20 protein-coding genes are annotated in these 25,549 nt (G+C 38.8%); 10 read left to right on the top strand and 10 right to left on the bottom strand.

Going from position 1 to position 25,549, the window contains the following annotated elements:
• Positions 1–12 precede the first annotated feature (12 nt).
• The 5 genes from WAA15_RS21190 to WAA15_RS21170 all read right to left on the bottom strand — a co-directional run bounded on the left by WAA15_RS21190 (position 13) and on the right by WAA15_RS21170 (position 5,007).
• Entirely contained in the window at positions 13–579 is a 567-nt protein-coding gene (locus WAA15_RS21190) for a 1-acyl-sn-glycerol-3-phosphate acyltransferase (protein WP_337044845.1), read from the bottom strand.
• Positions 572–1,729 carry a site-2 protease family protein gene (locus WAA15_RS21185; RefSeq protein ID WP_337044844.1) on the bottom strand — a complete coding sequence of 386 codons (1,158 nt, stop codon included), beginning with the start codon at positions 1,727–1,729 and terminating at the stop codon, positions 572–574. Before WAA15_RS21185 ends, WAA15_RS21190 begins: the two co-directional genes overlap by 8 nt.
• Positions 1,730–1,761: 32 nt before the next feature.
• Positions 1,762–2,382: an HAD family hydrolase gene (locus tag WAA15_RS21180; RefSeq protein ID WP_337044843.1), complete on the bottom strand. Its 621-nt coding sequence runs from the start codon at positions 2,380–2,382 to the stop codon at positions 1,762–1,764.
• A 217-nt stretch (positions 2,383–2,599) separates the two neighbouring features.
• Positions 2,600–3,556: an acetyl-CoA carboxylase carboxyltransferase subunit alpha gene (locus WAA15_RS21175; RefSeq protein ID WP_337044842.1), complete on the bottom strand. Its 957-nt coding sequence runs from the start codon at positions 3,554–3,556 to the stop codon at positions 2,600–2,602.
• A 29-nt stretch (positions 3,557–3,585) separates the two neighbouring features.
• Entirely contained in the window at positions 3,586–5,007 is a 1,422-nt protein-coding gene (locus WAA15_RS21170; protein ID WP_337044841.1) for an MBL fold metallo-hydrolase, read from the bottom strand.
• A 168-nt stretch (positions 5,008–5,175) separates the two neighbouring features.
• Between WAA15_RS21170 and dacB the strand changes: the two genes are divergently transcribed.
• Positions 5,176–6,618, top strand: a complete 1,443-nt coding sequence (dacB, locus tag WAA15_RS21165; protein ID WP_337044840.1) for a D-alanyl-D-alanine carboxypeptidase/D-alanyl-D-alanine endopeptidase — start codon at positions 5,176–5,178, stop codon at positions 6,616–6,618.
• A 57-nt stretch (positions 6,619–6,675) separates the two neighbouring features.
• On the top strand, positions 6,676–7,473 hold the full coding sequence (locus WAA15_RS21160) for an alpha/beta fold hydrolase (protein WP_337044839.1): 798 nt from the start codon (positions 6,676–6,678) through the stop codon (positions 7,471–7,473).
• Positions 7,474–7,475: 2 nt separating this feature from the next.
• On the opposite strand, the gene WAA15_RS21155 is transcribed toward WAA15_RS21160, so the two are convergent.
• Positions 7,476–7,841: a group III truncated hemoglobin gene (locus WAA15_RS21155; RefSeq protein ID WP_337044838.1), complete on the bottom strand. Its 366-nt coding sequence runs from the start codon at positions 7,839–7,841 to the stop codon at positions 7,476–7,478.
• A 177-nt stretch (positions 7,842–8,018) separates the two neighbouring features.
• Here WAA15_RS21155 and WAA15_RS21150 point away from each other — a divergent pair, with 177 nt between their 5' ends.
• The 6 genes from WAA15_RS21150 (at position 8,019) to WAA15_RS21125 (ending at position 13,993) form a co-directional block, all read left to right on the top strand.
• Complete coding sequence (locus WAA15_RS21150; protein WP_337044837.1) at positions 8,019–8,525, top strand: hypothetical protein; 507 nt, start codon at positions 8,019–8,021, stop codon at positions 8,523–8,525.
• A 25-nt stretch (positions 8,526–8,550) separates the two neighbouring features.
• A complete protein-coding gene (locus WAA15_RS21145; protein WP_337044836.1) occupies positions 8,551–8,751 on the top strand; it encodes a helix-turn-helix transcriptional regulator in 201 nt (66 codons plus the stop codon).
• Between the two features lie 486 nt (positions 8,752–9,237).
• Positions 9,238–10,341 (top strand): endonuclease/exonuclease/phosphatase family protein, encoded by a 1,104-nt coding sequence (locus tag WAA15_RS21140; protein ID WP_337044835.1) that lies wholly within the window; start codon positions 9,238–9,240, stop codon positions 10,339–10,341.
• 41 nt (positions 10,342–10,382) lie between these two features.
• Positions 10,383–11,492 (top strand): DNA-processing protein DprA, encoded by a 1,110-nt coding sequence (gene dprA / locus WAA15_RS21135; RefSeq protein ID WP_337044834.1) that lies wholly within the window; start codon positions 10,383–10,385, stop codon positions 11,490–11,492.
• Between the two features lie 92 nt (positions 11,493–11,584).
• Entirely contained in the window at positions 11,585–12,475 is an 891-nt protein-coding gene (locus WAA15_RS21130) for an alpha/beta fold hydrolase (protein WP_337044833.1), read from the top strand.
• Between the two features lie 90 nt (positions 12,476–12,565).
• The gene (locus WAA15_RS21125) at positions 12,566–13,993 is read left to right on the top strand and encodes an amidohydrolase (protein ID WP_337044832.1); all 1,428 of its coding nucleotides are present in this window, start codon (positions 12,566–12,568) and stop codon (positions 13,991–13,993) included.
• A 65-nt stretch (positions 13,994–14,058) separates the two neighbouring features.
• On the opposite strand, the gene WAA15_RS21120 is transcribed toward WAA15_RS21125, so the two are convergent.
• Positions 14,059–14,520, bottom strand: coding sequence for an Lrp/AsnC family transcriptional regulator (locus WAA15_RS21120; RefSeq protein WP_337044831.1), 462 nt, complete (start codon positions 14,518–14,520; stop codon positions 14,059–14,061).
• A gap of 246 nt (positions 14,521–14,766) precedes the next feature.
• Here WAA15_RS21120 and metH point away from each other — a divergent pair, with 246 nt between their 5' ends.
• Both metH and WAA15_RS21110 read left to right on the top strand, forming a co-directional pair.
• The gene (gene metH, locus WAA15_RS21115) at positions 14,767–18,555 is read left to right on the top strand and encodes a methionine synthase (protein ID WP_442892819.1); all 3,789 of its coding nucleotides are present in this window, start codon (positions 14,767–14,769) and stop codon (positions 18,553–18,555) included.
• 100 nt (positions 18,556–18,655) lie between these two features.
• The gene (locus WAA15_RS21110; RefSeq protein WP_337044829.1) at positions 18,656–19,504 is read left to right on the top strand and encodes an SEC-C metal-binding domain-containing protein; all 849 of its coding nucleotides are present in this window, start codon (positions 18,656–18,658) and stop codon (positions 19,502–19,504) included.
• Positions 19,505–19,540: 36 nt separating this feature from the next.
• Here WAA15_RS21110 and WAA15_RS21105 read toward each other — a convergent pair whose 3' ends face one another.
• From WAA15_RS21105 to WAA15_RS21095, 3 genes are all read right to left on the bottom strand, one after another.
• Positions 19,541–23,269, bottom strand: coding sequence for a transglutaminase domain-containing protein (locus WAA15_RS21105; protein WP_337044828.1), 3,729 nt, complete (start codon positions 23,267–23,269; stop codon positions 19,541–19,543).
• Between the two features lie 157 nt (positions 23,270–23,426).
• Positions 23,427–23,981, bottom strand: coding sequence for a DUF6580 family putative transport protein (locus WAA15_RS21100; protein WP_337044827.1), 555 nt, complete (start codon positions 23,979–23,981; stop codon positions 23,427–23,429).
• 96 nt (positions 23,982–24,077) lie between these two features.
• Positions 24,078–25,508 carry a circularly permuted type 2 ATP-grasp protein gene (locus WAA15_RS21095; protein ID WP_337044826.1) on the bottom strand — a complete coding sequence of 477 codons (1,431 nt, stop codon included), beginning with the start codon at positions 25,506–25,508 and terminating at the stop codon, positions 24,078–24,080.
• Positions 25,509–25,549 lie beyond the last annotated feature (41 nt).

Raw genomic sequence — 25,549 nt, 5'->3', positions numbered from 1 at the left:
ACATATTTTTAATTAAAATTTCCCTTTTTCGTAGTTTTCAAGCCAATCTTTTTTTGCTCCTTGAATTTGCTGATAAAAAGGAAGAAAATATTTTTTCATATCAGCTTCAAAATCGCCTGTGGTATAAAAAGGTTCTTCAACAAAAACCGTTTTACGTGGGTAATCGAAGCCTACTCTGATAATAGGTACGCCGGCTGTATGAGCCATATAATAAAAGCCTGTTTTGAGGCGTTCAACGTTTTTTCTGGTTCCTTCGGGGGCAATAGCTACCAGCAGGCTGTCATGTTTATTAAAGGTTTCGGCTACTTGCTGAACAAAGTTCGTACTATGCGAGCGTATCACCGGAGTGCCACCCAATGCTTTAAAAAGCCAGCCAAATGGTGGTTTAAACAATTCTGCCTTACCTAAATACCCAATTCTTAAACCTAGGTCAGAGCGTGCGCCAACGCCAATCAGAAAATCGAACCAGGTAGCATGAGGTGCTACTGCAAAAATACCTTTCTTAAGGTCGGGCGGGAGATTCTTAACGGTTTTCCAGCCTGCCAGCCTAAAGAAAAAGACAGAAAGCCATCTAAGCATGTTGTATAATAGTAAAAGGCCTTGGTGTAAAGCACAAAATAAAAATCAACAGTGCAAGCCATCCTAAGATTTTTCTTTCCAGCGTAAGTGGTTGTTCATCGTAGGTGGGTGGATGATAGATTCCTAAAAATCGGCCAATCATAAGGCCAAAAGCCAGAAATCCGAAGTATCCTTCAACTGCGGGGTAAAAATACGTGATTATTAACTGAATCGCAACAACACTCAGGGTTATCAGCCAGTTTGTAATAAGGTTTTCAGTAATTTTTGAGAAACACAGGTAAATAAAGAATACATAAGCTGCAAATTTGCCAAGTAATGGTAAAAAAGCTGCGCTATCGGCTTCGATAAACTCCTGTACTCTGAAAAATCCTAAGCCTGCATAAAATACGAAGGCTGTAAACAAAATAGGAGATACAATATTAAAAGCCCTGTCGCCAATGAGACCATATAGAATATGGCCGCCGTCTAACTGCCCAATCGGAAAAAGATTCAGTGCAGTAAAGAAAAGCGATAAATAAGCCGCAAAAATAATCGGATAATTGGTATAAAGGTAGGGGTGAGGGAGTTCGCCTACGGCTATGTAGTTTTCAAAGAATTTAAACAAGAGGCTATCGCCTAACTTGATTGACATAAAATCGGGGCTTGTTTCCAGAAACCTGCCATATTCCATGCCATACTGGTTTAATTGTGGAAACAGGTTAAATATGTAGTCGAGCGAAGGTAAATGAGTGAAGCCATACCATAATACAAACAAGGCCGCCACAAAACCTGCCAGCGGGCCTGCTATACCAATATCAAAATATTTAACTCTTGACTGAATACGTTCTTTGATTCGGATAAAAGCCCCTAACGTGCCAATAGTTGAAAAAAACGAAAGACCACCCAGCCAAAGTGGAATATAAAACGGTAGTGTTACATCGGTTTTATGGCGTTTAGCTACGAAATAATGCCCAAATTCATGTACAGTAAGTACGCCAAGAAACGGAATTGAGTATCGGAAGCCCTGAAAGAACTCATGCCAGCCCATAGGATTATTGCCAAAGAAAAACGAGTTTCCGAATATAAATTCGGCTCCGGTAAGGGTGGTAGTGATAAGCGTTAAAATGAATAGAGAAATTTGTATAAGTAATACTCTGTTTTGATTCATCATTTTGTAAGTAATTGTATCTGCAAAGAAACGAGTTAAAAAATCGTTTTACAATATTCTATGATAGAAGTTGGAGGTTCAACCAGAATAGTTTGTATACCAATGGCTTTGGCAGCTTCTATATTGTGGTGGTTATCGTCGAAGAATAACACTTCATGCGGTTTAAGTTTAATGGTTTCCAGCACATGGTGGTAAATATCGGCATCGGGTTTCCACATACCAATTTCATAAGAGAGAAACAGGCGGTCGAATAATTCATCGAGGTGCCTCAAGCCAAAGTTTTTCTTAAGATAATTATTAGAAGCCTCAATATGAATATTATTGGTGTTGCTAAGTAAATAAATAGGATACTCTTTACGAAGTTCTTTTAAGAGTTCTATCCGTTCAGTCGGAATATCCAGCAATAGAGAGTTCCATGCGCGGTCAACTTCTACATCGCTTAGGGGGAATCCTACTGTTTGTCTTACAATTTCTCTGAATTCAATATCAGTAAACTGGCCAGTTTCATAACGCCTGAATAATTGGTTATCAACAACGAGTTTTTCTATCACAGCTTGTTTTTTACCTGTAAGTGTGGCAAAAGCCTGAAAGGTTCGCGGAATGTCAATGTTGATTATTACGTTGCCGAAGTCAAAAATGATAGCTTTAAATTTCATACATTCTAGTGGGTGTGAGCAATAAAAAAGTGTCAAACTGTTCTTAAACGTCTGACACTTCTGAAATATTTTGCAAGAAAGCAGGTTGAGATTAAAATTGAAACAAAATAATCGTATTACTGCTTGATGAATTCTAAAGCCTGAAACTTTTTGTAAAGAAAAAGCGAGTAATAGCTACGGTTTACTATTACTCGCTCTAAAAAATTATTTTATTCGATTAAGCCTCTTCGTAAAAGCCCATTGAACAGAATTTTTCTATGCGGGCATCGATTCTTTCCTGTGCCGACATTTTATCTAAAGTCTCGATTTCGCTCAGGATACGATTTTTGAGGCGTTCGGCCATATCGTCCCAGTTTAAATGTGCGCCACCAAGTGGTTCTTCAATAATGCCGTCAATCAGTTTGTTGGCTAGCATATCGGTAGCCGTGGGTTTCAGGGCTTCTGCGGCTTGTTCTTTGTAATCCCAGCTACGCCATAAGATAGTAGAGCAGTTTTCTGGAGAAATAACCGAATACCATGAGTTTTCGAGCATCAATACTCTGTCGCCAATGGCTATGCCTAAAGCACCGCCAGAGGCCCCCTCACCAATGATGATACAGATAACAGGTACTTTCAGCACACACATTTCGCGCAGATTGCGGGCAATAGCTTCTGCTTGGCCGCGTTCTTCTGCTTCTAGCCCCGGAAATGCACCCGGAGTATCTATTAAAGTTACAATTGGCTTATTAAATTTTTCGGCCAGTTTCATCAATCTCAGGGCTTTTCTATACCCTTCAGGGTTTGGCATACCAAAATTTCTGTATTGCCTTTCTTTGGTTTTACGTCCTTTTTGCTGACCAATCAGCATGACGGTGGTTCCTTGAATATTAGCGAAGCCTCCCACGATTGACGGGTCATCTCTTACGGTTCTGTCACCATGTAATTCATGAAATTCCTGACAAATTTTTTCGATATAATCTAAAGTATATGGGCGGTCAGGATGACGCGACAGTTGTACTCTTTGCCAACGGGTAAGGTTCGAGAAAGTTTCTTTCTTTAAGGCAAGAATGTTGTCAGATAGGCTTCTGACTGCCTCGCTAACATCAACATTGTTTTCAGCGGCCAGGCGTTTCATATCTTCAAGCTTTGCTTCAAGTTCTGCAATGGGTTTTTCAAAATCAAGGAGAGTTCTCATAGGCGAATACTCTGAATGGAAAAAAGTGGTTAAATGTCAAAAGTTTGTCCTTTATCTGGAATTTCTATTTGTTGATACCCCAGATTATTAAGTGTAATTTTAAAATTCTGCATAGTAGAATACTCACCATGCACCAAAAAAACTTTTTTTACTTTATTATTATCCTGCGAGGTCACGAAATTAGTCAAATCTTTGAAATCTCCATGCCCGCTGAATACATCAATTCTCGAAATAGTAGCATTTACAGGGTATTTCTGCCCCCTGATGCTTAATTCTTTGCGCTCGCCATTCAGTAATTTCCAACCTAATGTTCCTTCGCTGGCATAGCCAACCATCAGGATGGTGGCATACGGATTACTGATATTAGCTTCAATGTGGTGTTCTACTCTACCACCCTGAATCATACCCGAAGCAGAGATAATAATGCAAGGTTCGTTGTGGTTAGAAACTGCTTTACTAGCCTGATTCGACTCCAAATATATTAAATTCTCGAAATCAAATAAAGAGTCGTTTTCTTCATGGAATGTTCTGGCTTGTTTATTGAGCAATTTTATGCTTTTTTCATACACCCTCGAACTCGCTTTTGCCAGTGGGCTATCAGTAAAAACCTTAATAGGCGTGAAGCCTTTTTCTGTATATAGCCTGTTAAGGGTATAAAGCATGGCTTGCGTGCGGCCCACGCTGAAAGACGGAATAATCAGGCGGCCCGGAATATCAATGCAGGCTTTCTGAATAATTTCAGCCAGCATATTTTCGGCTTCCTTCTGGTCAATGTGCTGGCGGTCGCCATAGGTTGTTTCAGTTACCAGATAATCAACTGGCGGTAAAGGTTGCGGGTCAATAAGCAAAGGGTAGTTTTTACGCCCGATGTCTCCCGAAAACCCGATTGTTTTTTTTTCGCCGTTTTCCCAGAACTCAATGTATACATGAGCAGCTCCTAATAAATGACCTGCCGGAACAAAAGTAACAAAACCGTTATCTTTAAATTTAAAACGCTGGTCAAAAGCAAGTGGCACAAAGTTATCAAGTGCTTCTTTAACCTGTCTTTCCAGATACAACTCGCGGGAGTCTATATCCTTACGTTTTTTTGAGCGTTTTTTGCTGTCATGTATTGCCTTGAATTTCTTCTGATTTAACGAGGCCGAATCGAGCAATAATAACTCGGCTAAATCCATGGTAGGCTTGGTGCAAAGTACTTGGCCTTCAAAACCTTCTTTATATAAGTTCGGGATTTGCCCTGAGTGGTCTATGTGAGCGTGCGTAAGTATAACCAGATTTATTAACGAAGGGTCAAACGGAAAAATACCATATTCCAGTTTGGGTTTTTCGGGGTTATTTTCTCTTTCTAAATCAGTACCGCAATCAACCAGCACTCGATATTCATCGTCGAACTCAAGTAGGGCCATGCTCCCTGTTACCTGCCTTGCTGCTCCCCAAAAAGTTAATTTCATACGATAATGCTGTCAAAAAATATCTAAAAATATCAAGTATAATGGGCTTTGCTTGATATTCAAACACAAATTACGGAAAGAAATCTTTTTTTTACTAAGCATTTTTTTTAAATTCGTTTTTATGTACACCTGTTTCTACAATTCCTCTATCAAAACGATGCCATTTCTATGAAGCTACTTTTCTTTGTTTTATTACAGTTTATTACCCCTCTCGAAAAGTTCCAAAAGCTCTTAGATACTATCCAGAATGATGCTGACATCCGTACAGGAACCTTAGCGGTTGCGGTGAAATCGACCCAGACGGGCGAATATAAAATGCAGTATAACGCCCATAAATCGCTCAACTCGGCCTCTACTCTGAAACTAATTTCAACGGCTTCGGTTTTGTCTGTGCTTGGCCCTGAGTATCGTTACCAGACCTTTCTGGAGTATGAAGGGCAGCTAGTCGATAGTGTATTAAATGGAAATGTGTATATCAGAGGTAGCGGTGACCCCTCTTTGGGTTCTGCAAGGGTAGGGCCCGACCTAACACAGATAACAGACCTTTTTGCCCGTAAAATTAAGGAAGCGGGTATCCGAAAAATTAATGGGTTTATCATTGGTGATGCCAGTATTTTCCCTGACAATACTTTGGCTGACTCGTGGGTGTGGGGCGATGTTGGCAATTATTATGGTGCCGGTGTGAGTGGTCTTAATGTTAACGAAAACCTATATCAAGTATATTTTAAATCAGGCAAAGCGCTTGGTGCCGAAACATCGGTGGCACGGCTTTCTCCTGCCATTCCGAATGTTACTTATATTAACAGGGTAACTACTGCCGAACGTGGTTCGGGCGACAACGTTATCATTTATAATACGCCTTTCAGTAATACAATTCTTTCAGAGGGAACTATACCACTGGGGCCGGCAGAGTTTGTGGTAAAAGGCTCAATACCCGACCCCGCTTATTTATTGGCTTTTCAGGTACAGCGAAGATTTCAGGAGTTAAAGGGCGAAATTAATAATGAAGTCATTCCTTTTCAGGTACATAAGGCAAGATTTCAGGCAGGTACAAAGAATCGCATAAATATTTTTTCTTATGCTTCTCCGGCAATTTCTGTATTAGCCCAGCATTGTAATTTTCAGAGTATTAACCTTTATGCTGATGCCTTCCTGAAAACTGTTGGGTATACTTTGGCAAAAGATGCCACCTTTGAAGCAGGGGTGAAAGCAGAGAAATTTCTGTGGGCACAGAAAGGGGTTGATTTGCAAGGATTCATGATTCGTGATGGCAGTGGATTGTCACCTTCAGGGGTTCTGACAGTCAATAATATGGTTGATATTCTGTGTGCCATGCGACGTGATACGGCATTTAACGATTTTTATGCCTCAATTCCGGTAGTGGGTATTACTGGCACTGTGCAGAATCTGGCTAAAGGTTCTAAGGCTGTCGGAAATGTAAGGGCAAAAAGTGGTTCTATTGCTAATACACGGGCTTTTGCGGGCTATTTTACGGCTGCTAACGGCGAGCTAATGTCTTTTGCTTTTATTATTAACCGCTATGCCGACGGCGCCGACCGTAAAGTTAGAAGATACCTTGAAGAAATGATTAAACTCATTGTTGAGATTTAAGCCATATTGCTACCAGTTTGTGTAAGTTACTGAAACCTGTTTTAAAACCTGACCCCTATGCCTCATTTACTTGTTAATGGTGTAAATTATTATTATGAAGAAACCGGCAACGGTGAAGATACACTGATTTTTTCGCACGGGTTGCTTTGGAGCGGCCACATGTTTCATAAGCAGGTTGCTTTTTTTAAAGATAAATACAGGGTAATTACTTATGACCACCGCGGGCAAGGAAAAACCGATGCCACACAAGAAGGCTACGACATGGATACTCTTTATGAAGATGCCATAGTACTTATTGAAACTTTGGTGGGCAAACCAGTAATTTTTGCAGGGCTTTCGATGGGTGGTTTTGTAGGGATGCGTTTAGCCGCCAGACGTCCTGATTTAATTAAAAAACTGATTTTGCTGGAAACCACAGCCGACCCCGAACCGCTCGAGAATGTATCCAGATACAGGTTACTGAACAACATCGTAAAATATGTTGGTTTCTTCCCCGTCATTCCGAAGGTAATGAAAATAATGTTTGGGGCTAAATTCCTGAACGATACTGCAAGAGTAACAGAAAAAAAATATTGGATAACGCAGCTAAAGGCAAATAACAGAAAAAGTATTACTAAAGCCGTAGAAGGAGTAGTAAGCAGAAACGGAATTGCTGACGAACTTTATAAAATTTCCTGCCCCACATTAATTCTGGTCGGTGACCAAGATGTGGCCACCGTACCCGATAAATCCAGAAAGATACATTCGCTCATTAAAAACTCAAAACTCCGTATTTTTGAAGGCGGAGGGCATTCGTCATCTATCGAAGAGCCTGAAATATATAATCAGGAAATACTGAAGTTCCTGAATAGCTAGCACTAGGCATTCATTTTGGCATTCATAATCTGGCCTATCTCTAACGCTTTATTTTTAACAAAATCGGCTTTTGGACCACTAAAAAGAGTATCTACACTCATAAACCACAAAGCCAGCCAACGTTCGAAACGTTCGGTGCTTAGCCCATGTTTTTCGTGTGCTTGCAGGTGTACCCACATCATACCTCCATTATAACTTCCGGTCTGAAACAACCAGTTTTCCCAGAAGTTTACTACCCTTATAATATGAGTGTCCCATTGTTCCTGAGGCATTTCAAACACCGGAGCCAAGTCAAAGTCTTTATGGACTTTCTCGTAAAAAGAATTAACTAATAGTTCTATATCGGCTCTATTCTGAATATCATTCATCGCACTATTTTTTTTGCAAAGATAAATAACAATGCCCTCTCAATAACTGATAAAAATCATATTCATCGGTTTCGATTGTGCTATTTAAAAAATAATATCAAATATATTTGTCAAAATGTAAAATATACTTTACTTTTGGTGCGTTATACTTGTCGTAAATATAAACAATACAAATTTATGAAACCTCGATTCTTATTTCCCCATTCTTACAAATTAGTAGGGTGGTTATTGGCTATTCCTTCACTTACATTGGGCTTGTTTATTTTGCTCGATAATTTTTCTTTCGATTTTCTGACTGTAAAACTGCCTTTTGAGTATGTTTTTTCAGATACGTTTATTTCTGCTAAAGCTGATTCGCATGTTAACGACAGCATATCGGTGCTAAACTTTATCGACGAAATAGCAACATTAGGTAGCATTATCGGGCTAATATTAGTGGCTTTCTCACGAGTGAAAACAGAAGATGAATACGTGACAAAAATTCGTCTGGAGTCGTTACAGTGGGCAATCTATCTTAATTTTGCATTACTGATGCTTGCCACCATCTTTATTCATGGTATGGCGTATTTCAGCGTGATTGTTTACAATATGTTTACACCGCTGATTTTTTTCATTGTTAGGTTTCACTATATATTATTTATCAAGCCTTTTTTTGAGACCAATGGGAAATTACAGAATAGCTAAGGGCATTTTAATCAATAATTAAGCTATGAAAAATAGAATCAGAATAGAAAGGGCTATTCTTGATATTACCCAAGCCGATTTAGCAGGGCAAATCAATGTAAGCCGACAAACAATTAATGCAATTGAAAGTAACAAATATGTTCCGTCAGCAATTCTAGCTATGAAAATAGCCCGTGTTTTCGGAAAAACCGTGGAAGAAATTTTTGAATTAGACGAAAACGACTGATTAAGGCTCCATAAATATTTTGAAAAAGCTATAACCGAAAGCCCCTGTAAATTTTACAGGGCTTTTTATGTTTATTGCAGGTACGGTAGTCATTTTTTTTACAAATACTGTATAAAGCAAGATACATAATTAATACTATTTGTATAAACAAGTTATTGGGTAATGACAGATTTGATTGCTTTATTAAGTGAATTTGTATTTTTTTTAGGTTTAAGCAAGCTTCAATCCGAATATAATAAGATTATTTAATGAATATATGCTATCAACAATGACACTTGTTAGTACCTAGCCATTAGCTAAACTAATGTATTGTTTATAAATAAAAATAAAAATAGTTCTATTTTTTAATGAAAAAATAATATTGACTTTAGATTCTTAACAAGAATTTTTATTATTCTTTAAGTTAATTTAATTATCGTTTTTCGTTTTCATGAGAAGAAACTATTTTTAGGCACGAAACAGAATTCCATAGGGTTCTAAAAACCAATGATAGCATTCCTTAGGCTTTTCCTGAAACAATTCTTATTCTTCATGAATATGATTCTGGCACTATACACCCTTCTGGTGTATCAGCTGTGCTATTCAGTAAGCGTAAAGCATTGGTTAGGTGGTTTCCTGATGTTATCATTACCTTTGGCATTTGCCGGAAACATATTCTTTATTATTCTGTGGGCATTCAAGAAATCGCCAAGAGTACTTATCTCAATTGGTATTCTGCTGGTTGGTTTTCCGTTGATTCTGCGTACTTTTACTTGGCATTTCACAGACGAAAACACTCCCCGAAAAGGTATATCAGTTTTAAGTTATAATTTAATGTGGTGTGATATCGAGGGCTATACCTTGCGCCGCGATACCACCAATGCTGTTAAGTTAATCAATAATGTAATTGGTATAGATGCCGACATTAAATGTGTGCAGGAATTATTCAATGTTGATTACCTGTCTCAGTTTCAAATGATACAAAAGTTCAGAAAAACACACCGTTATTACACGTATGTTCATTCAACGCCGGGTAATGACGAAGGGCAGGGCTCAATCGGGCTAGCGATTTTTTCTAAATATCCTATCATAAGAAAAGAAGAAAAACATTGGTCAATTAATCATAACGGACTGCTGGCTGCCGATATAGTCATAGGTAAAGATACTATCAGAGTACTGAACGTACAGCTACGCTCAATGGGAGTTCGTGTAAATAGGGTGCTTGAAGCAAGCGACGACAAAGAAAAAGCAAAGCAAGAGGCAAAAACAATCTATCATCAGTTAAAAGATGGCTTTCGTGATAGAATTATTCAAATGATTGAACTGGAGAGTTGGATAAAATCAAGCCCATACCCGCTGATTCTGGTCGGGGATTTTAATGAAGTGCCTTATGGATATGCCTATGGGCGTACAAGCAAATACCTGAAAAATGCTTTTGAAGAAAAAGGACAAGGATTCGGATTTACGTATCATAGGTCACCTGGTTTTCTAAGAATCGATAACCAGTTTTACAACGATAAATTTTTTGAAATAAACAATTTTAAAACATATAATGATATACCTTATTCGGACCATTATCCGATATGGGGAGAATATATTTTGAAACGATAAAGAATCTTTATTAACTATATCCAAGAACAGACGTTCAATTAATGGAAAAACTATACCAAGTAGCCTTAACCATGGTAGAGGGGGTTGGAAGTATCATGTTCCGACAATTAATTAACAACTTTGGCTCTGCCGAAAATGTATTTAAGGCTAAAACAGATAAATTGCTGAAAACTCCGGGAGTTGGCAAACAGATTGCGGAGGGACTAAAAAACAAAAACTTATTTGCTGAAGCCGAAAAACTTTTGAATGAAGTTGAAAAGCAACAGGTAAAACTATTCTTTTCTACCGACAAGGATTACCCTTCTCGTCTAAAAAGTTTGTACGATGCTCCGTCAATTCTATACTACAAAGGCAAAGCCGATATTAATTCAGTTCGTACCATAGGTATTGTAGGCACAAGGCAGGCAACTGATTATGGCAAACAGATTACCGAAGAAATAGTGGCTCAACTAAAGCCTTATAATATTTGTGTGATAAGCGGATTAGCCTACGGAATTGATATTGCTGCACACAAGGCTGCACTTGATAATAACATCCCGACTATCGGGGTAATGGCTAGTGGGCTTGATATTGTTTATCCGGCACAACATCAGAAATATGCCGAGCAGATGCTTGAGCATGGCGGAATCTTGTCAGAAAGTCCGTTAGGAATGAAACCGATTCGGAACCTGTTTATTGCACGAAACAGAATTATTGCAGGGCTAAGCGATATAGTAATTGTAATAGAGTCGGCTGCAAAGGGTGGAGCAATGGTTACGGCCGAATTTGCCAATAATTACCACCACGAAGTATTTGCCGTACCGGGCTCTTTAACTAACAAATATTCGGAAGGTTGTAATAAGTTAATTAAAGATAACAAGGCTAATATTTTTACGTCGGTCAACGATATTATTGAATCAATGAACTGGGATACCGAGGGTAAAGTGCCAGAAAAAAATACTACCCGAAATACAGAAATTGATTTAAGCCAGTATACACAAGAGGAAGGTCAGGTTATTGCCTTTTTGAGAACAAATGGCGAAACACAAATTGATACCCTAAGCTGGCAAACCCAGATTCCGGTTAATCGATTAGCCTCTTTATTGCTGAATCTTGAATTTCAGGGTATTATCAAGGCACTTGCCGGAAAAAAATTTGGCCTTAAACTTTAAAAATTTAATAATTTTTAAAACTTTTATTTAAACGATTACCCTGCCTATTTCGTTTTAAACATAAGCCTTTAAAAACATTATTAAAATCTGAAGTGAAAAAAGTAAAAAAATTAAATGGCACGACGAAGAGATTCCTGATTTTTGTTGCCTTGAGTATTCTTTTAGGCTCTTGCTTTAGTAGATGGATTATGACCGAGTCTGAACTGAGAGCGCATTACCGTGACCGACTTGCCAAACCTCTGTATCATGTAGTTGAGAACGATTCAATGAAACTTCACTACGTTACATTTGGGGCTGATACCGCCCAGCCTGTGCTTTTTATACATGGAGCCCCTGGCTCTTGGGATGGCTACCTGAATATGCTCGACGACAGCACCCTGCAACATAATTTCCATCTGATTTCGGTTGATAGGCCCGGCTATGGGAAATCACAGAAAAAGCCTAAAAAACGCGTGTATTCGTTGGCTCAGCAAGCGCATGCTATTGTAATGGCTTTAAAATGCAACCATTCAGGTAAAAAAGTTATTATTGTAGGGCGTTCGTATGGCGCACCCGTAGCTGCCGAAATAGCTGCTTTGTATCCTGACCTAGTAAAAAAAGTTATCTTGCTTTCACCAGCAATCGACCCTGACACCGAAAAATTCTGGTGGTTTTCTAAATACGGTAAAGTATTTCTGGTAAGGTGGTTTTTACCAGAACGTATGAATACCGCAACCGACGAAAAGTACGCTCATGTAGCAGAATTACGGAAATTACAGAATGATTGGCCTAAAATTCAGTCAGACGTAACTGTTATGTGCGGAGGCAAAGACTGGATTGTAGACACTACTAATTTTTCCTATGCCAAAAAAGTATTGAAAGGCAAAAATGCCAGATTTATTTTTATTCCTGAGTCGGGGCATTTGATTTCAGCATCCAGACCAGACCTTGTAAAAAAAGAAATATGGGGTTTTGATGAGGCTAAAGCTGATTTAGGTAAGTAATGCCTCAACATAAGAACGAGTTTTTCTTTGATGTGCCGAAAAGATACCTTTGTAAATCATAAATAAACACCATCCATAAAATCAAAAAATATGAAACACCTATACCTGTTCTGTTCGCTGCTATTAGTGAGTCAGGGAATTTTTGCGCAAGCCAATAAAAATAAAATGCTTGACGGCATTTCAAAGAAAGAATCTTATTACGGTAACATAGCTAAACAAATCTGGAATTTTGCTGAAGTTGGGTATCAGGAAACAAAAAGCTCAGCTTTATTGCAGGAAACACTGGCAAAAGAAGGTTTTAAAATTGAAAAAGGAGTAGCCGAAATACCTACGGCGTTTGTAGCTTCTTTTGGCGAAGGAAAACCCGTGATTGGTATTTTGGGAGAATATGATGCCTTACCCGGAATGTCTCAGGATTCAACAGCCGACCAAAAATCAATAGGAGGAACGGCAGGCCATGCCTGCGGGCATCATCTGTTCGGTACGGCTTCGGCCGCTGCTGCCATTGCTGTAAAAGAATATATGAAAGCCAATAACATTAAAGGCACTATTCGTTTTTATGGTTGCCCAGCCGAAGAAGGTGGCTCAGGAAAAGTGTATATGGTTCGTGCTGGTTTATTTAACGACGTAGATGCTGTCTTGCATTGGCATCCTAACTCATTTAATACCGCAAGTTTTGGTACATCATTAGCTAACAAATCGGGTAAATTTCGGTTTTATGGTATTTCGGCTCATGCTTCGGCATCACCCGAGAAAGGCCGCTCGGCACTTGATGGTGTTGAAGCCATGAACTACATGGTTAATATGTTAAGAGAACACGTACCGTCCGACTCGCGTATACATTATGTCATTACAAACGGAGGTAAAGCCCCTAACGTAGTGCCAGACTTTGCAGAGGTGTATTATTATGCGCGTAACCCTCGCCGTGACATCGTAATAGATGTATGGTCTCGTATTGAAAAGGCTGCTCAGGGTGCTGCATTGGGAACAGGCACCAGAGTTGAATGGGAACTAACCGGAGGCACTTACGAACTGTTGGCGAACGAAACTTTAACCGAAGTAATGCAAAATAACCTGACCAAAGTAGGTGGGCTAAGCTACACACCCGAAGAACGCGCTTTTGCCGAGCAGTTATCGAAAAATCTGGGCAATAAATATATGAGATATGAAGATGCCACAGAAATAAAACCATTGAACGTTGAAAAAAGCGGCGCAGGCGGCTCGACCGATGTGGGCGATGTAAGCTGGGCTGTGCCTACTGTGGGCTTGAGCGTAGCTACATGGGTACCCGGCACCCCCGCACATAGCTGGCAGGCTGTGGCAGCCGGAGGCATGAGTATTGGTAGAAAAGGAATGATTGTAGCGGCTAAAACGCTGGCACTTACAGCTACCGAATTATTTGAAAATCAGGATACGTTAAAGAAAGCCAAAGAAGAGTTTCTGAAAGCCAGAGGTCTCGACTTTAAATACATTTCGTTGTTAGGTGACCGTAAGCCAGCCCTCGATTACAGAAAATAAAATTAGTAAACATAAAAAAATCCCTCTTTAGAAACTTCTGAAAGAGGGATTTCCCTTTTATGGCTCTAAACGTCAAACTTGGTTTCATTTTTAATTTCGCTCATCACAAAAATACTGTGTGTACTGCCGATATTCTCTAGTGAAGCCAGTTTGTTCATTAAAAAACTCTGGTATTCACGCATATCGTCAACCACAACTTTTATCATGAAATCGTATTCCCCCGAAATATTATGACATTCAATTACCTCGGTTAGCTTTACAATTTCTTCCACAAACTTTCTGCCTGCTTCCTGCGCGTGTTCTTTTAAACGAATATTACAAAAAACCATCAAGTCTTTGCCTATCTTTTCACGGTCAATAACAGCTACATATTTTTTTATCACTCCATCATTTTCCAGTCGTCTGACCCTTTCATATACCGGAGTAGGAGATAGGTTTAGCCTTGAGGCCAATTCTTTCGTTGTCAGATGCGCATTCTCCTGAAGGTATTTTAAAATTTCCCTGTCTGTGGTGTCAAGTTTTTGCATAGATAAAATTTCGTTTTTGCAAATATTTTTATCAAAATTAAAAATAAAAATGATAAGTATCTTAATCTTTAATAGATATTTTATCTATTTTATTATTTTTTTTTAAAAAATCAATCTTTAAATAGTATTTTTGTGAGATAAATTTTGTTGAATGCTGTATAAGCATAGTCAAACCAAAAAAGTTAAAATATAGTGAGCGACATTCGTGAAATATTAAAAAACAGGATTCTGGTTCTTGATGGAGCCATGGGGTCATTGATTCAGCAATACAAGTTGACAGACGCAGATTATCGTGGGGAGAAATTCCGCGATTTCCCGCATGAAGTGAAAGGAAATAACGATATGCTCTCAATCACTCGGCCCGATGTAATCAAAGAAATTCATGCCAGATATTTTGAAGCCGGAGCAGATATAGCCGAAACTAATACGTTTTCGTCAACTTCTATTGCAATGGCCGACTACCACATGGAAGACTACGTGTATGAGCTTAACTACGCCTCTGCCAAAATTGCCCGTGAAGTAGCCGACGAGTTTACTGCTAAAAATCCTGATCAACCACGCTTTGTTGCTGGGTCTATCGGGCCTACCAACCGCACACTATCACTTTCGCCTGATGTTAATGACCCGGGTTTTAGGGCTATTACTTTTGACGAACTGGTTGACGCTTATTATGAACAGATACAAGGGCTTGTTGACGGAGGCGCAGATGTGCTGTTAGTAGAAACCATTTTCGATACCCTCAATGCCAAAGCCGCTCTTTTTGCCATAGATTTATATGAGGCAGATAAACGTAGGGGAACTATCAGGCCACTAAGCAGCCATTCGATACCAAAACAGTATAATGAGCAGGCTCCGTTAGCCAAAAAAGGAATTAAAATTCCGGTAATGGTGTCAGGAACAATCACTGATGCCTCTGGCAGAACGCTTTCTGGCCAGACAACCGAGGCTTTCCTGACTTCTGTTTCTCATATCGATTTATTATCGGTAGGGCTTAATTGTGCTTTAGGGGCCGACCTCATGCGCCCATACGTGCAAGTATTAGCTAATGAAGCTCCCTTTATGGTATCGGCTCACCCAAATGCGGGCCTGCCCAACGAAATGGGAGAGTACGACCAGTCGCCGGAAGAAATGGCCGTAATTGTAGAAGATTTCCTCAAAAACAGTTTTATTAATATTATTGGAGGCTGTTGTGGTACTACGCCCGGGCATATTCATGCCATTGCAGAGGTAGCCAAACAATACCCGCCGCGGCCTGTGCCTGCATTAGAGCCTGTGCAGAAGTTATCGGGGCTAGAGCCGTTAAAAATTACGAAAGAAACCAATTTTGTTAACATAGGAGAGCGTTGCAACGTAACAGGTTCGAAAAAATTTGCGCGCCTGATTCGCGAGAACAAATATGACGAGGCTATTTCGGTAGCACGCGAACAAGTAGAAGGCGGCGCGCAGGTAATAGACGTAAACCTTGATGAAGGTATGATTGATGGCGTAGAAGCTATGAAAACATTCCTGAACTTGCTAATGGCCGAACCTGACATTGCCAGACTACCTATTATGATTGACTCTTCCAAGTGGGAAGTAATTGAAGCAGGTTTAAAATGTGTGCAAGGTAAATCAATTGTAAACTCTATTTCTTTAAAAGAAGGAGAGGAGAAATTTAAAGAAGCAGCAGAAAAAGTAAAACGCTATGGTGCTTCGGCTGTTGTGATGGCTTTCGATGAGGTAGGGCAGGCCGATTCTTACGAACGGCGCATCGAAATCTGTAAAAGAGCGTACGATATTCTGGTAAATGAAGTGAACTTTCCTCCACAGGATATCATCTTTGACCCGAATATTCTGACAGTAGCCACCGGCATTGAAGAGCATAATAATTATGCTGTCGATTTTATTAATGCTACCCGTTGGATTAAAGAAAACCTACCTTATGCTAAAGTTTCAGGAGGCGTTTCAAATATATCGTTCAGTTTCAGAGGAAACGAACCCGTACGTGAAGCCATGCATACGGTTTTCTTGTACCATGCTATTCACGCAGGGATGGACATGGGTATCGTAAACGCGGGTCAATTAGGAGTATATGACGATATTCCGAAAGATATGCTCGAACTATGCGAAGATGTGTTATTGAACCGTCGGGCAGATGCTACCGAGCGATTGGTAACATTTGCAGAAACTGTAAAATCGAAAGGTAAAGAACAAACCGTTGACAATAGCTGGCGCAACCTGCCCGTTAACAAGCGTCTTGAACACGCACTGGTAAAAGGCTTAACCGAGTATATTGATGAAGATGTAGAAGAAGCACGCCAGCAAGCCGAAAAACCTCTTCATGTAATTGAAGGCCCGTTAATGGACGGCATGAATGTGGTAGGAGATTTATTCGGAGCAGGTAAAATGTTTTTACCTCAGGTTGTGAAGTCGGCGCGTGTTATGAAAAAAGCCGTTGCATACTTATTGCCATTCATTGAAGCCGAAAAACAAGGAGGCGAAAGCACAAGTGCAGGAAAAATACTGATGGCAACCGTCAAAGGCGATGTACACGACATCGGCAAAAATATTGTAGGCGTAGTGTTAGGATGTAATAACTACGAAATAATTGATTTGGGTGTAATGGTGCCAACCGATAAAATTCTGGCCGAAGCAAAAAAACATAATGTAGATATAATCGGGTTGTCGGGTCTTATTACACCAAGCCTCGACGAAATGGTAGGAGTAGCCAAAGAAATGGAACGTCAGGGCTTTACAATGCCTTTATTGATTGGTGGAGCCACCACTTCGCGGATTCATACGGCAGTAAAAATAGACCCGCATTATTCAGGGCCTGTAATTCATGTGCTTGATGCCTCCAAGAGTGTTCCGGTGGCTGGTCGTTTGATGCAAAACGAACAAACCCATCAGGAAATCTATGACGAAATAAAAAATCAGTACGCAAACTTGCGCGTTGAACACGCCAGCCGTCAAAAAGATAAAAACTTTGTATCGATTGGGCAAGCACGCCAGAACCATGTGAAAATTGATTGGAATAATTTTCAGCCCACAAAACCAAAGTTTTTAGGAACCAAGATTTTTGAAAACTATGATTTAGCTGAAATTGCAAAATATATCGACTGGACACCTTTCTTCCAGACATGGCAGTTGCATGGCAAATATCCCAAAATATTTACTGATGAAGTAGTAGGGGCAGAAGCCCAAAAACTGTTTGAAGATGCGCAAAAAATGCTTAAAAAAATTATTGCAGATAAATCTTTACAGGCAAAGGCTGTGATTGGGTTTTATCCGGCAAATGCTGATGGTGACGATATTGTTCTGCATGACTTTGAAGAATATACCTATGATTTAGCCGGACAAGGCAACTTAAAAGGCACAGGCTATCGTATTCTTAGCAACACGGCTGTATCTGAAAACGGTGAGCTGGTTCAAAATGAAATACCTTTGGTAACTTTGCACCACCTTCGTCAGCAAAACCAAAAGGCACAGAACTTGCCAAATTTGTGTTTGTCTGATTTTATTGCCCCTGTTGAGTCGCATAAAGAAGATTACATTGGCGCATTTGCAGTAACAGCCGGAATAGGTATTGAAACCCTACTGGAAGAATATGAAAAAGACCATGACGATTACAACTCTATCATGCTGAAAGCAATTGCCGACCGCCTTGCAGAAGCCTTTACCGAACTAATGCACGAAAAAGTGCGTAAAGAATATTGGGGTTATGCAGCCGACGAAACTTTTAGCAATGATGAGTTAATATCAGAAAGATATATGGGTATTCGTCCGGCTCCGGGTTATCCGGCCTGCCCTGACCATACCGAAAAACGTACCCTGTTTGATTTACTAGGAGCCGAGAAATTAGGGATTCAGCTAACAGAAAGTTTTGCCATGTATCCGGCAAGTTCAGTCAGTGGGTGGTATTTCTCTCATCCCGAAAGCAAATACTTTACCATAGGTAAAATCAGTAAAGACCAAGTTTTTGACTATGCTCAGCGTAAAAATATGAGTGTCGAAGAGGTAGAGAAATGGTTAAGCCCGGTACTGAATTATGATTAATAAATGAACAGAATCTGATATATTAAAGGCAGCCCGTAAGAGTTGCCTTTTTTGTTAGGCTTTTTTGCCATAATTTTGTGTTTTCAGAAAACGACAAATCATGTTTACTTATCAAATTAAAAACCCTGCCGAAGCATTTATCAATTTTGAAATAGGAGTGGGAGAGTTTGCAGGAAAAGTGTTAAAATCGAACGATTTACAGCCCTGCATGGACCTTGCCTGTACTTGCGGAAATATCTACTTTGCCAACGATGCCGAAGAATTATATGCTTTAGATGTAGCCGCTAAACGTATTGTGCAATACACTGAAACCGATACGATTGATAGTAGTAAAAATAATTACCTGAAATCGTTAGAAAACGAAGTTACAGAACAGCAATGGGGAGAGCTACATAAATTTTACAAAGATTTAAAAGGAATGGCATCCGAAATGGCCGATGCTGATAAGATTGATGCTCATTTTGATAATTATAAAAAGGTATTGCAGGAGTCTCAGATGGTATCTTATTATGAGGTTCTTCCGTGGTCGTTCGATTTAACTATTGCAATAGAAGGTACTAAATATTGCATCAGCGATTTCTATTGCGTGCAACCTTCATGTACTTGTACTAATGTTTTGCTTTTGTTTTCACTAAGTTATGACGAACAGCCGTCTCTCGAATTGTGGTATGACTACAAGGCCGAAGAAATAGTTATGGGTGAATTAGACGACAAAACGCTGCCTGTGACTAAAATCATGAGAGAAATAAAATATACTCAGGCGGATAAATTCAGAAAAACCTTAAAGAACAGACATGAGCGAATGACACGCTTCTTTGATAATTTTTTGAAAAGAAATAAAATTTCTCCTTCATTACAATCACCTATTATCAACCCTAATGCCATAGGCCGTAACGACCTTTGTGGTTGTGGAAGTGGGAAGAAATATAAAAAATGTTGTGGAGCATAAAAAAAGCCTGAGTCAAACTCAGGCTTTGCTTTCATATTATTTGAATACCAGAGAGGTGTTATCGGCCTCAACAACTTTGGTAATAAATGCCTTGAAATCTTCAAATTCTTTTGGTTGAATATTTCTTCTTTCAACCTTATACTTGCGGTTGATTTTCAGGTGTTGGTCATCAACCTTTGTAAAAGATAAATCGTAGCGATTGCCGTTGAACGATAAATGAACATCTTCTGGCACTTCCATAATTTTTAACGGGCTATCCAGACTAACAATAAAGCTCTCGTCATAATAATCAAAAGGCTCATAATAGTTATAGTCGAAATCGAATACCCGTTGCCCGTCATCAAAAATATTTAATTTGGCAATAACATCATTAAAAGGAATTTTTAAAGTCCTGAATGTACCCACTTTTTTAACTTCATTCTCTACACTAAAACTGTAACTATAAACAGACGAATCGGCGCGCGGCTCCAGTTTATCGAATACGAAAGAATTAATTTTCAGGGTCGACGTAAAACTATTTGATAAATCTTTCTTTAGATCCTCTTTTCTCTTTGCATCGTCTGAATTATAATATACTTTGCAAGAATTACTGGCTGCTACACCAGTTTTAGTGCTTTTAACTGTAAGTTCAATGCTGTTATTGGTATTAACTTTTAGCATGGTGTTTCTGAAAATCTTATTTTCATAACCTTTATTGAGTTGTAATGAAGTCAATTTTATATCCTTCGGGATATTTTTGGCAGGAATCTCCAGAATAGATGCTTCATTATGGTAATAAGATAAATATCCATAAGGCAGGTCTGTATCGGTTAGTTCCAGGTATTTGCTGCCGTTTTTCAGGTTTACTTTTACAATGCAATGGTTAAAGTTAAGCGACGGCAGTATTACATCTTTCTGGCCATTGTCGCGGGTATTGATAAGCACCAGATTGACATTTAAGCCAGCAGCTCTAGCAATAGAAGCATAAAGCGTAGATACATCTTTGCAGTCTCCGAGGCGCGTATGATAAACGTCTGAGGCTTTCTGAGGAATATAACTACCTTGTCTGAAATCAATTGAGCTATACTGAATATTTTTACAAACAAAGTCATAAATGATTTTTGCTTTTTGTTCTTCCGTATAGTTTTTTCCGTCGAACAATTGTTTTACAATAGTCTGAATAGTAAAGTCAGGTTGTATTTGTTGTTCTGACAAATCGCTGTACCATTGAGCAATATCAAACCATTTATAACCTAACGAGGTATGCACCACCGAGGCAATGTCATTAAATGGAGGTGTATAAGATTCTTCTTTAATTACATCAGGAGCGGTTAAGTTCCAACTATATTTTTGGAATCCTTGCAGCGAAGTTATTGCTGGTTTAGCAATAGAGTTAATGATGGTGTCTGTCAGGGTGAGCCCGTCTTCTATCAAAATATTATATTCTCTTCTGAATGTTGGTGTAAATGAATTTAACGCAAATATATCATAAACAAACAGGGTCGATTTACTACCAGAGGTTTGTTTTTCAGTATAATCTACATAAATGTAGTCGCCAACTTCCAGATTAGTAAAAACAGCTTCGTTTCCGTTTCGCTCCGCATCAATTTTATTGCCATTCTTTTTAATGGTTTTTACTTCATTTACCTGTATTTGCATATTGTTAGAGGCATTGAGGGTTATTTTTTGCCAATCTTCAATAGCACTTTCCTGATTTATTCTTATTACATACGAGCGTTTGTAACCAGTAGCCTTAGTTTTAAAAATAATAAGTGTTTTTTTATCTGAAATAATATCGTAGGGCTTTTTGTTTTTTGCAACAAATTCTTTCTCATAAGCGGTAATATCTTCGGCCGCAGTAGTTGTTTCAATTACTTCAAGTGATGGTTTCAAGCTCTTTAACTCTCTGATTTTCTCGTTAAATTCAAATGAAAACGGGAAATAACGTAAAGCCTGTTCATAATAATCAATGGCTTTGATTTTATCATTTTTCATTTTATAAAGTGTGGCCAAATCGCTGAGCGTTTCGTAATCAGACGGTCGGTTAGCAAGCACCTTTTTACAGATTTCAATAGCTTTGTCGTAGTCTCTTTTCCGGCTATAAAGGTTAACAATTTTCTTTTCAATAATCTGGTCTTTAGCTACTTTCTGCGCTTTTTCAAAGAGCTGAATTCCGTCATCAATTCTGCCCTGAGAAACATAATCAGATATAAGTGTTTCTAATATCTGGAAATTATAATTTTCTTTCAGATAATTTTCCAGAATGGCATTCGATTCTTTAGGATTATTAATTAATGCTTTCTGAATCTGATATTTGGCTATCAGGACGTGTTCCTGACTAGGATATTTTTTATGAATTTCATCAACCTTAGCCACTATTTTATCAACATTTTCTTCAAAAGCTAAGAGAATAATATCTGTAAGGTCAATGTTGAGGGTTGCATAAGGATATTTGTTTTTAAATGCTTCAATTGCCTTGAGAGCTTTGGTTTTGTCTTTCTGGTCGGTTGCTTCTTTAATCTGATTTGATAAAATTTCAAAATCCTGAGGGTATAACTCCTTAAAAATTTCGTAAGTCTTATTTTGCTCTGTTGTGTTATCAGATATTTTGTAAAAACCTATCAATGCCCTAAGAACCAAGTAGTTTTTAGGATATGTTTCATAAAGTTTTGCTAAAATTTCTTCTGCTGCGTATAAGTCATTTGCTCTCAGGTAAGTTCTGGCTAGTAGCAAATTATAAAGAATATCATCAGGTGTTGCTTTTAATTTGTTTTTGATGCCTTCGACAGCAAAAAATGGTAATTGAGTAAATGTGCCTTTGTTTTTCTGATAAGCCTGATACTGATTGGTATTAGACAAAACAAGTGGAGCATGGTTGAGGTCAGTAAATCTTACAAAAAGGCTTGGATATGATTCTTCATAGTCGCCTAATTGAACAACAATTCTGTTAAAACCTTTATTCAAATGGCATTTTACCTGAAAGTAGTCAATTTCTGTTCTTCTTTTTTCCGATTCGGTAAAAGCCAGATCGTCATTAAGCCATACTTTAAGCGAACCAGAGTAACCAAGTTTCAAAATAACGTCTTTCTCTTCAGGAGACTCTACAAATGATTGAGTATAAACAATAGAATTACTAGAAAAAAAATTATAGTCTCTGAAAAAATAACCCGAGTTAGTGCATTCTAAGGGAATAAACCACTGAATAGGGGAGCCATATCTGGATTGGAACGACTTATTCATCTGAGGGTCGGCCAATACGCCAAAGTCTTTATTAAAGCCACTGTTCATGACATTATCAAAAGGCCCAACCAAAGCCCATTTCTTGATAGAGGTACTTTTGGCATCATATTCAGCAACTTTTGTGGTGTCAAACGAAAAAGTGTAATGATTTATGAGTCGATATTTTATAATTTCTTCAAATTTGCTTTTAATACGGTTATCAGCTTCAATCTTTTTTAAGAGATTAAACTGGTAATTTGTATGTTTTTTAGGCGGAGAAATCACCCCTTCTTCAAACCATAGGGCAAATAATTCTGCGCTAGGGTCGGGGTTATTAGTATAAAAATCATTAAATAGCTCGGAGGCTTTTTCTTGTTTACCCACTACCGAATAAAGCATAGTTAGGGTTAGCTGGGCTTTCTCTTTGCTGGCTTTGTCTTTCAAGGCTTTTTCAAAGTAACTAACACCATTATCATAATCAGCTTTATTAAGGTAGTCCCAGCCTTTTTGGTAATTAGTTTGAGCGAGCAGATAAGAAATTTGCGAAAAACAAATAAGGAAGGTCAAGAAGTAAGAACGTTTTTTCACAGGGTAAGTCACATTTATTAGTTGAAAAATAATCATTTAACAGCAATGGTACAGTAAAAGTATTTTATTAAAGTTGTGTTTAAAAAAAGAGGCTTTCGTCAGAAAACCTCTTTTGTATATTTTAGTATCACTGAATCTAGGCTGCTCTTAATGCTGCAAAACGGCGTTGTAAGAGGTAAAATCCACCAAAAAGCACACCTGAATAAAATAAGTCTCCGAGAATCTGATTTTTCAGAAACGGTATTCCTGCTTCATAAGAAGCCAGTATACCAGTCAGATTATGTGGGTAAGTACCCATATTTGGATCTGGAATTGCCGATTCGGTATAGAAAAAAGCAAAGTTTGTAATTAAAAAGAAAATCAGAGAACTAGCTAAGGCTGTTGCAATCACTTTTAAGGCTGTTACTTTACGAAGTGCAAAAATACCTAAAAGGGAAATCAGGGCAAATGAGCCGTAAACCAGTGGCATACCTGAATGAAAACCATGGCCTGTTAGTAATTCCTGCATGGTATCGCTAATGAGCATAGCTGCCAGTGGAATTGCAATAGCCAGCAATCGGTTGTTAAAATAAGCCCCTCCAAACAGAGCAATAGCTGCTATTGGTGTAAAATTAAGTGGGTGTGGGAAAAACCTTGACAGCGCAGCTAACACGATAATAGTTGCCAATGTCGAATAACGAGTAATATTCATAAAATCAATTGTCTATGCTGGTAACAGTTAAACTATTGCAAAAATACGAATCCTATTCTACAAACAAAAATAAAAGATTGCTAGCTGCTGCTGTGATTAATACAATACCCAAGTATCTTTACTTCCTCCTCCCTGCGAAGAGTTCACCACCAATGAGCCTTTACGTAAGGCAACACGTGTAAGCCCGCCCGGTGTTACATGAATGCCATTACCATAAAGTATGTAAGGACGTAAATCGACATGGCGGCCTTCGAGGCCGTCTTCCAGTACACAGGGGCTACGCGAAAGCGAAATGGTAGGTTGGGCAATGTAATTTCGAGGGTTAGCCAGAATCCTTTTCTTAAAAAGATTATGCTCCTTTTTGGTGGCTTTGGGGCCAATCAACATTCCGTATCCTCCAGCCTCGTTGGCTTCTTTTACAACTAGGTCGGCAATATTTTCTATGACATATTTTAATGAATCTTCTTCTCCACAAATGTAGGTGTCTACGTTCGGAATAATTGCTTCTTCACCCAGATAATACTTGATAATGCGTGGCACGTAGGCATACACCACTTTGTCGTCGGCTACACCAGTACCCGGTGCATTCGCTAATGCAATATTACCTTTTTTATACACATCAAAAATACCCGGAATCCCAATCAACGAATGAGGATTGAATGTGAGTGGGTCAAGGAAAGTATCATCAATTCTTCGATACACAACGTCTACGGTTTTGAAACCTTTGGTTGTACGCATTTTTACGTAGTCGCCCGATACAACCAAATCACGGTAATCTACCAGTTCTACACCCATCTGCTGAGCCAGATACGAATGCTCAAAGTAGGCAGAATTATAAATACCCGGTGTAAGTACAACCACAGTTGGGTCAGGTCTTCCTGAAATGTATCTTAATACTTCCAATAGTTTTGCTGGATATTCAGAAATTGACCTAACGCTTGATTGTGACAACACATCTGGAAATGTTTGTTTTGATAATTCACGGTTTTCGAGCATGTATGATACGCCCGACGGACAACGGAGGTTGTCTTCCAAAACTCTGAAAACACCGTCATTGCCACGGATTAAATCAGTTCCTGTAATGTGTATCCAGACTTTTTTCGGAGGTGTAAGCCCCTTGCATTCATTTAAAAAACCTTTGCTCGACTCAATAATTTCACGCGGAATAACCTTGTCTTTCAGAATTTTCTGCTGGTTGTAAATGTCCTGTAAAAACAAATTAAGAGCGGTTATACGCTGAATCAGACCTTTTTCCAGTCGGTTCCACTCCGAAGAATCAATTACTCTGGGAATAATGTCTACCGGAATAATTCGCTCGGTTCCACCTTCTTCTGAGTAAACATTAAAAGTAATACCTGCCGAAATCATGGCACGTTCAGCAGCACGTTGTTTGGTAAGAAGTTCGTTTAGGGACAGTTTTTCGATTCGGTCTTTTAAAAAATGATTTCCAACACGGGAGTTATTGTCGGGCGAAATCATTTCATCAAAGAAATCCTCGGTTTGGTAATGCTTAAAGTCGTAGGTCATATAAAATTCTTTGGTTTTAGGATAAATGAATATACTAAAAT

The organism is Emticicia sp. 17c (assembly GCF_037153985.1).
Classification (GTDB): Bacteria; Bacteroidota; Bacteroidia; order Cytophagales; family Spirosomataceae; genus Emticicia.
Note: the sequence above shows the minus strand (reverse complement) of the source record. Positions and strands in the feature narration are given on the sequence as shown.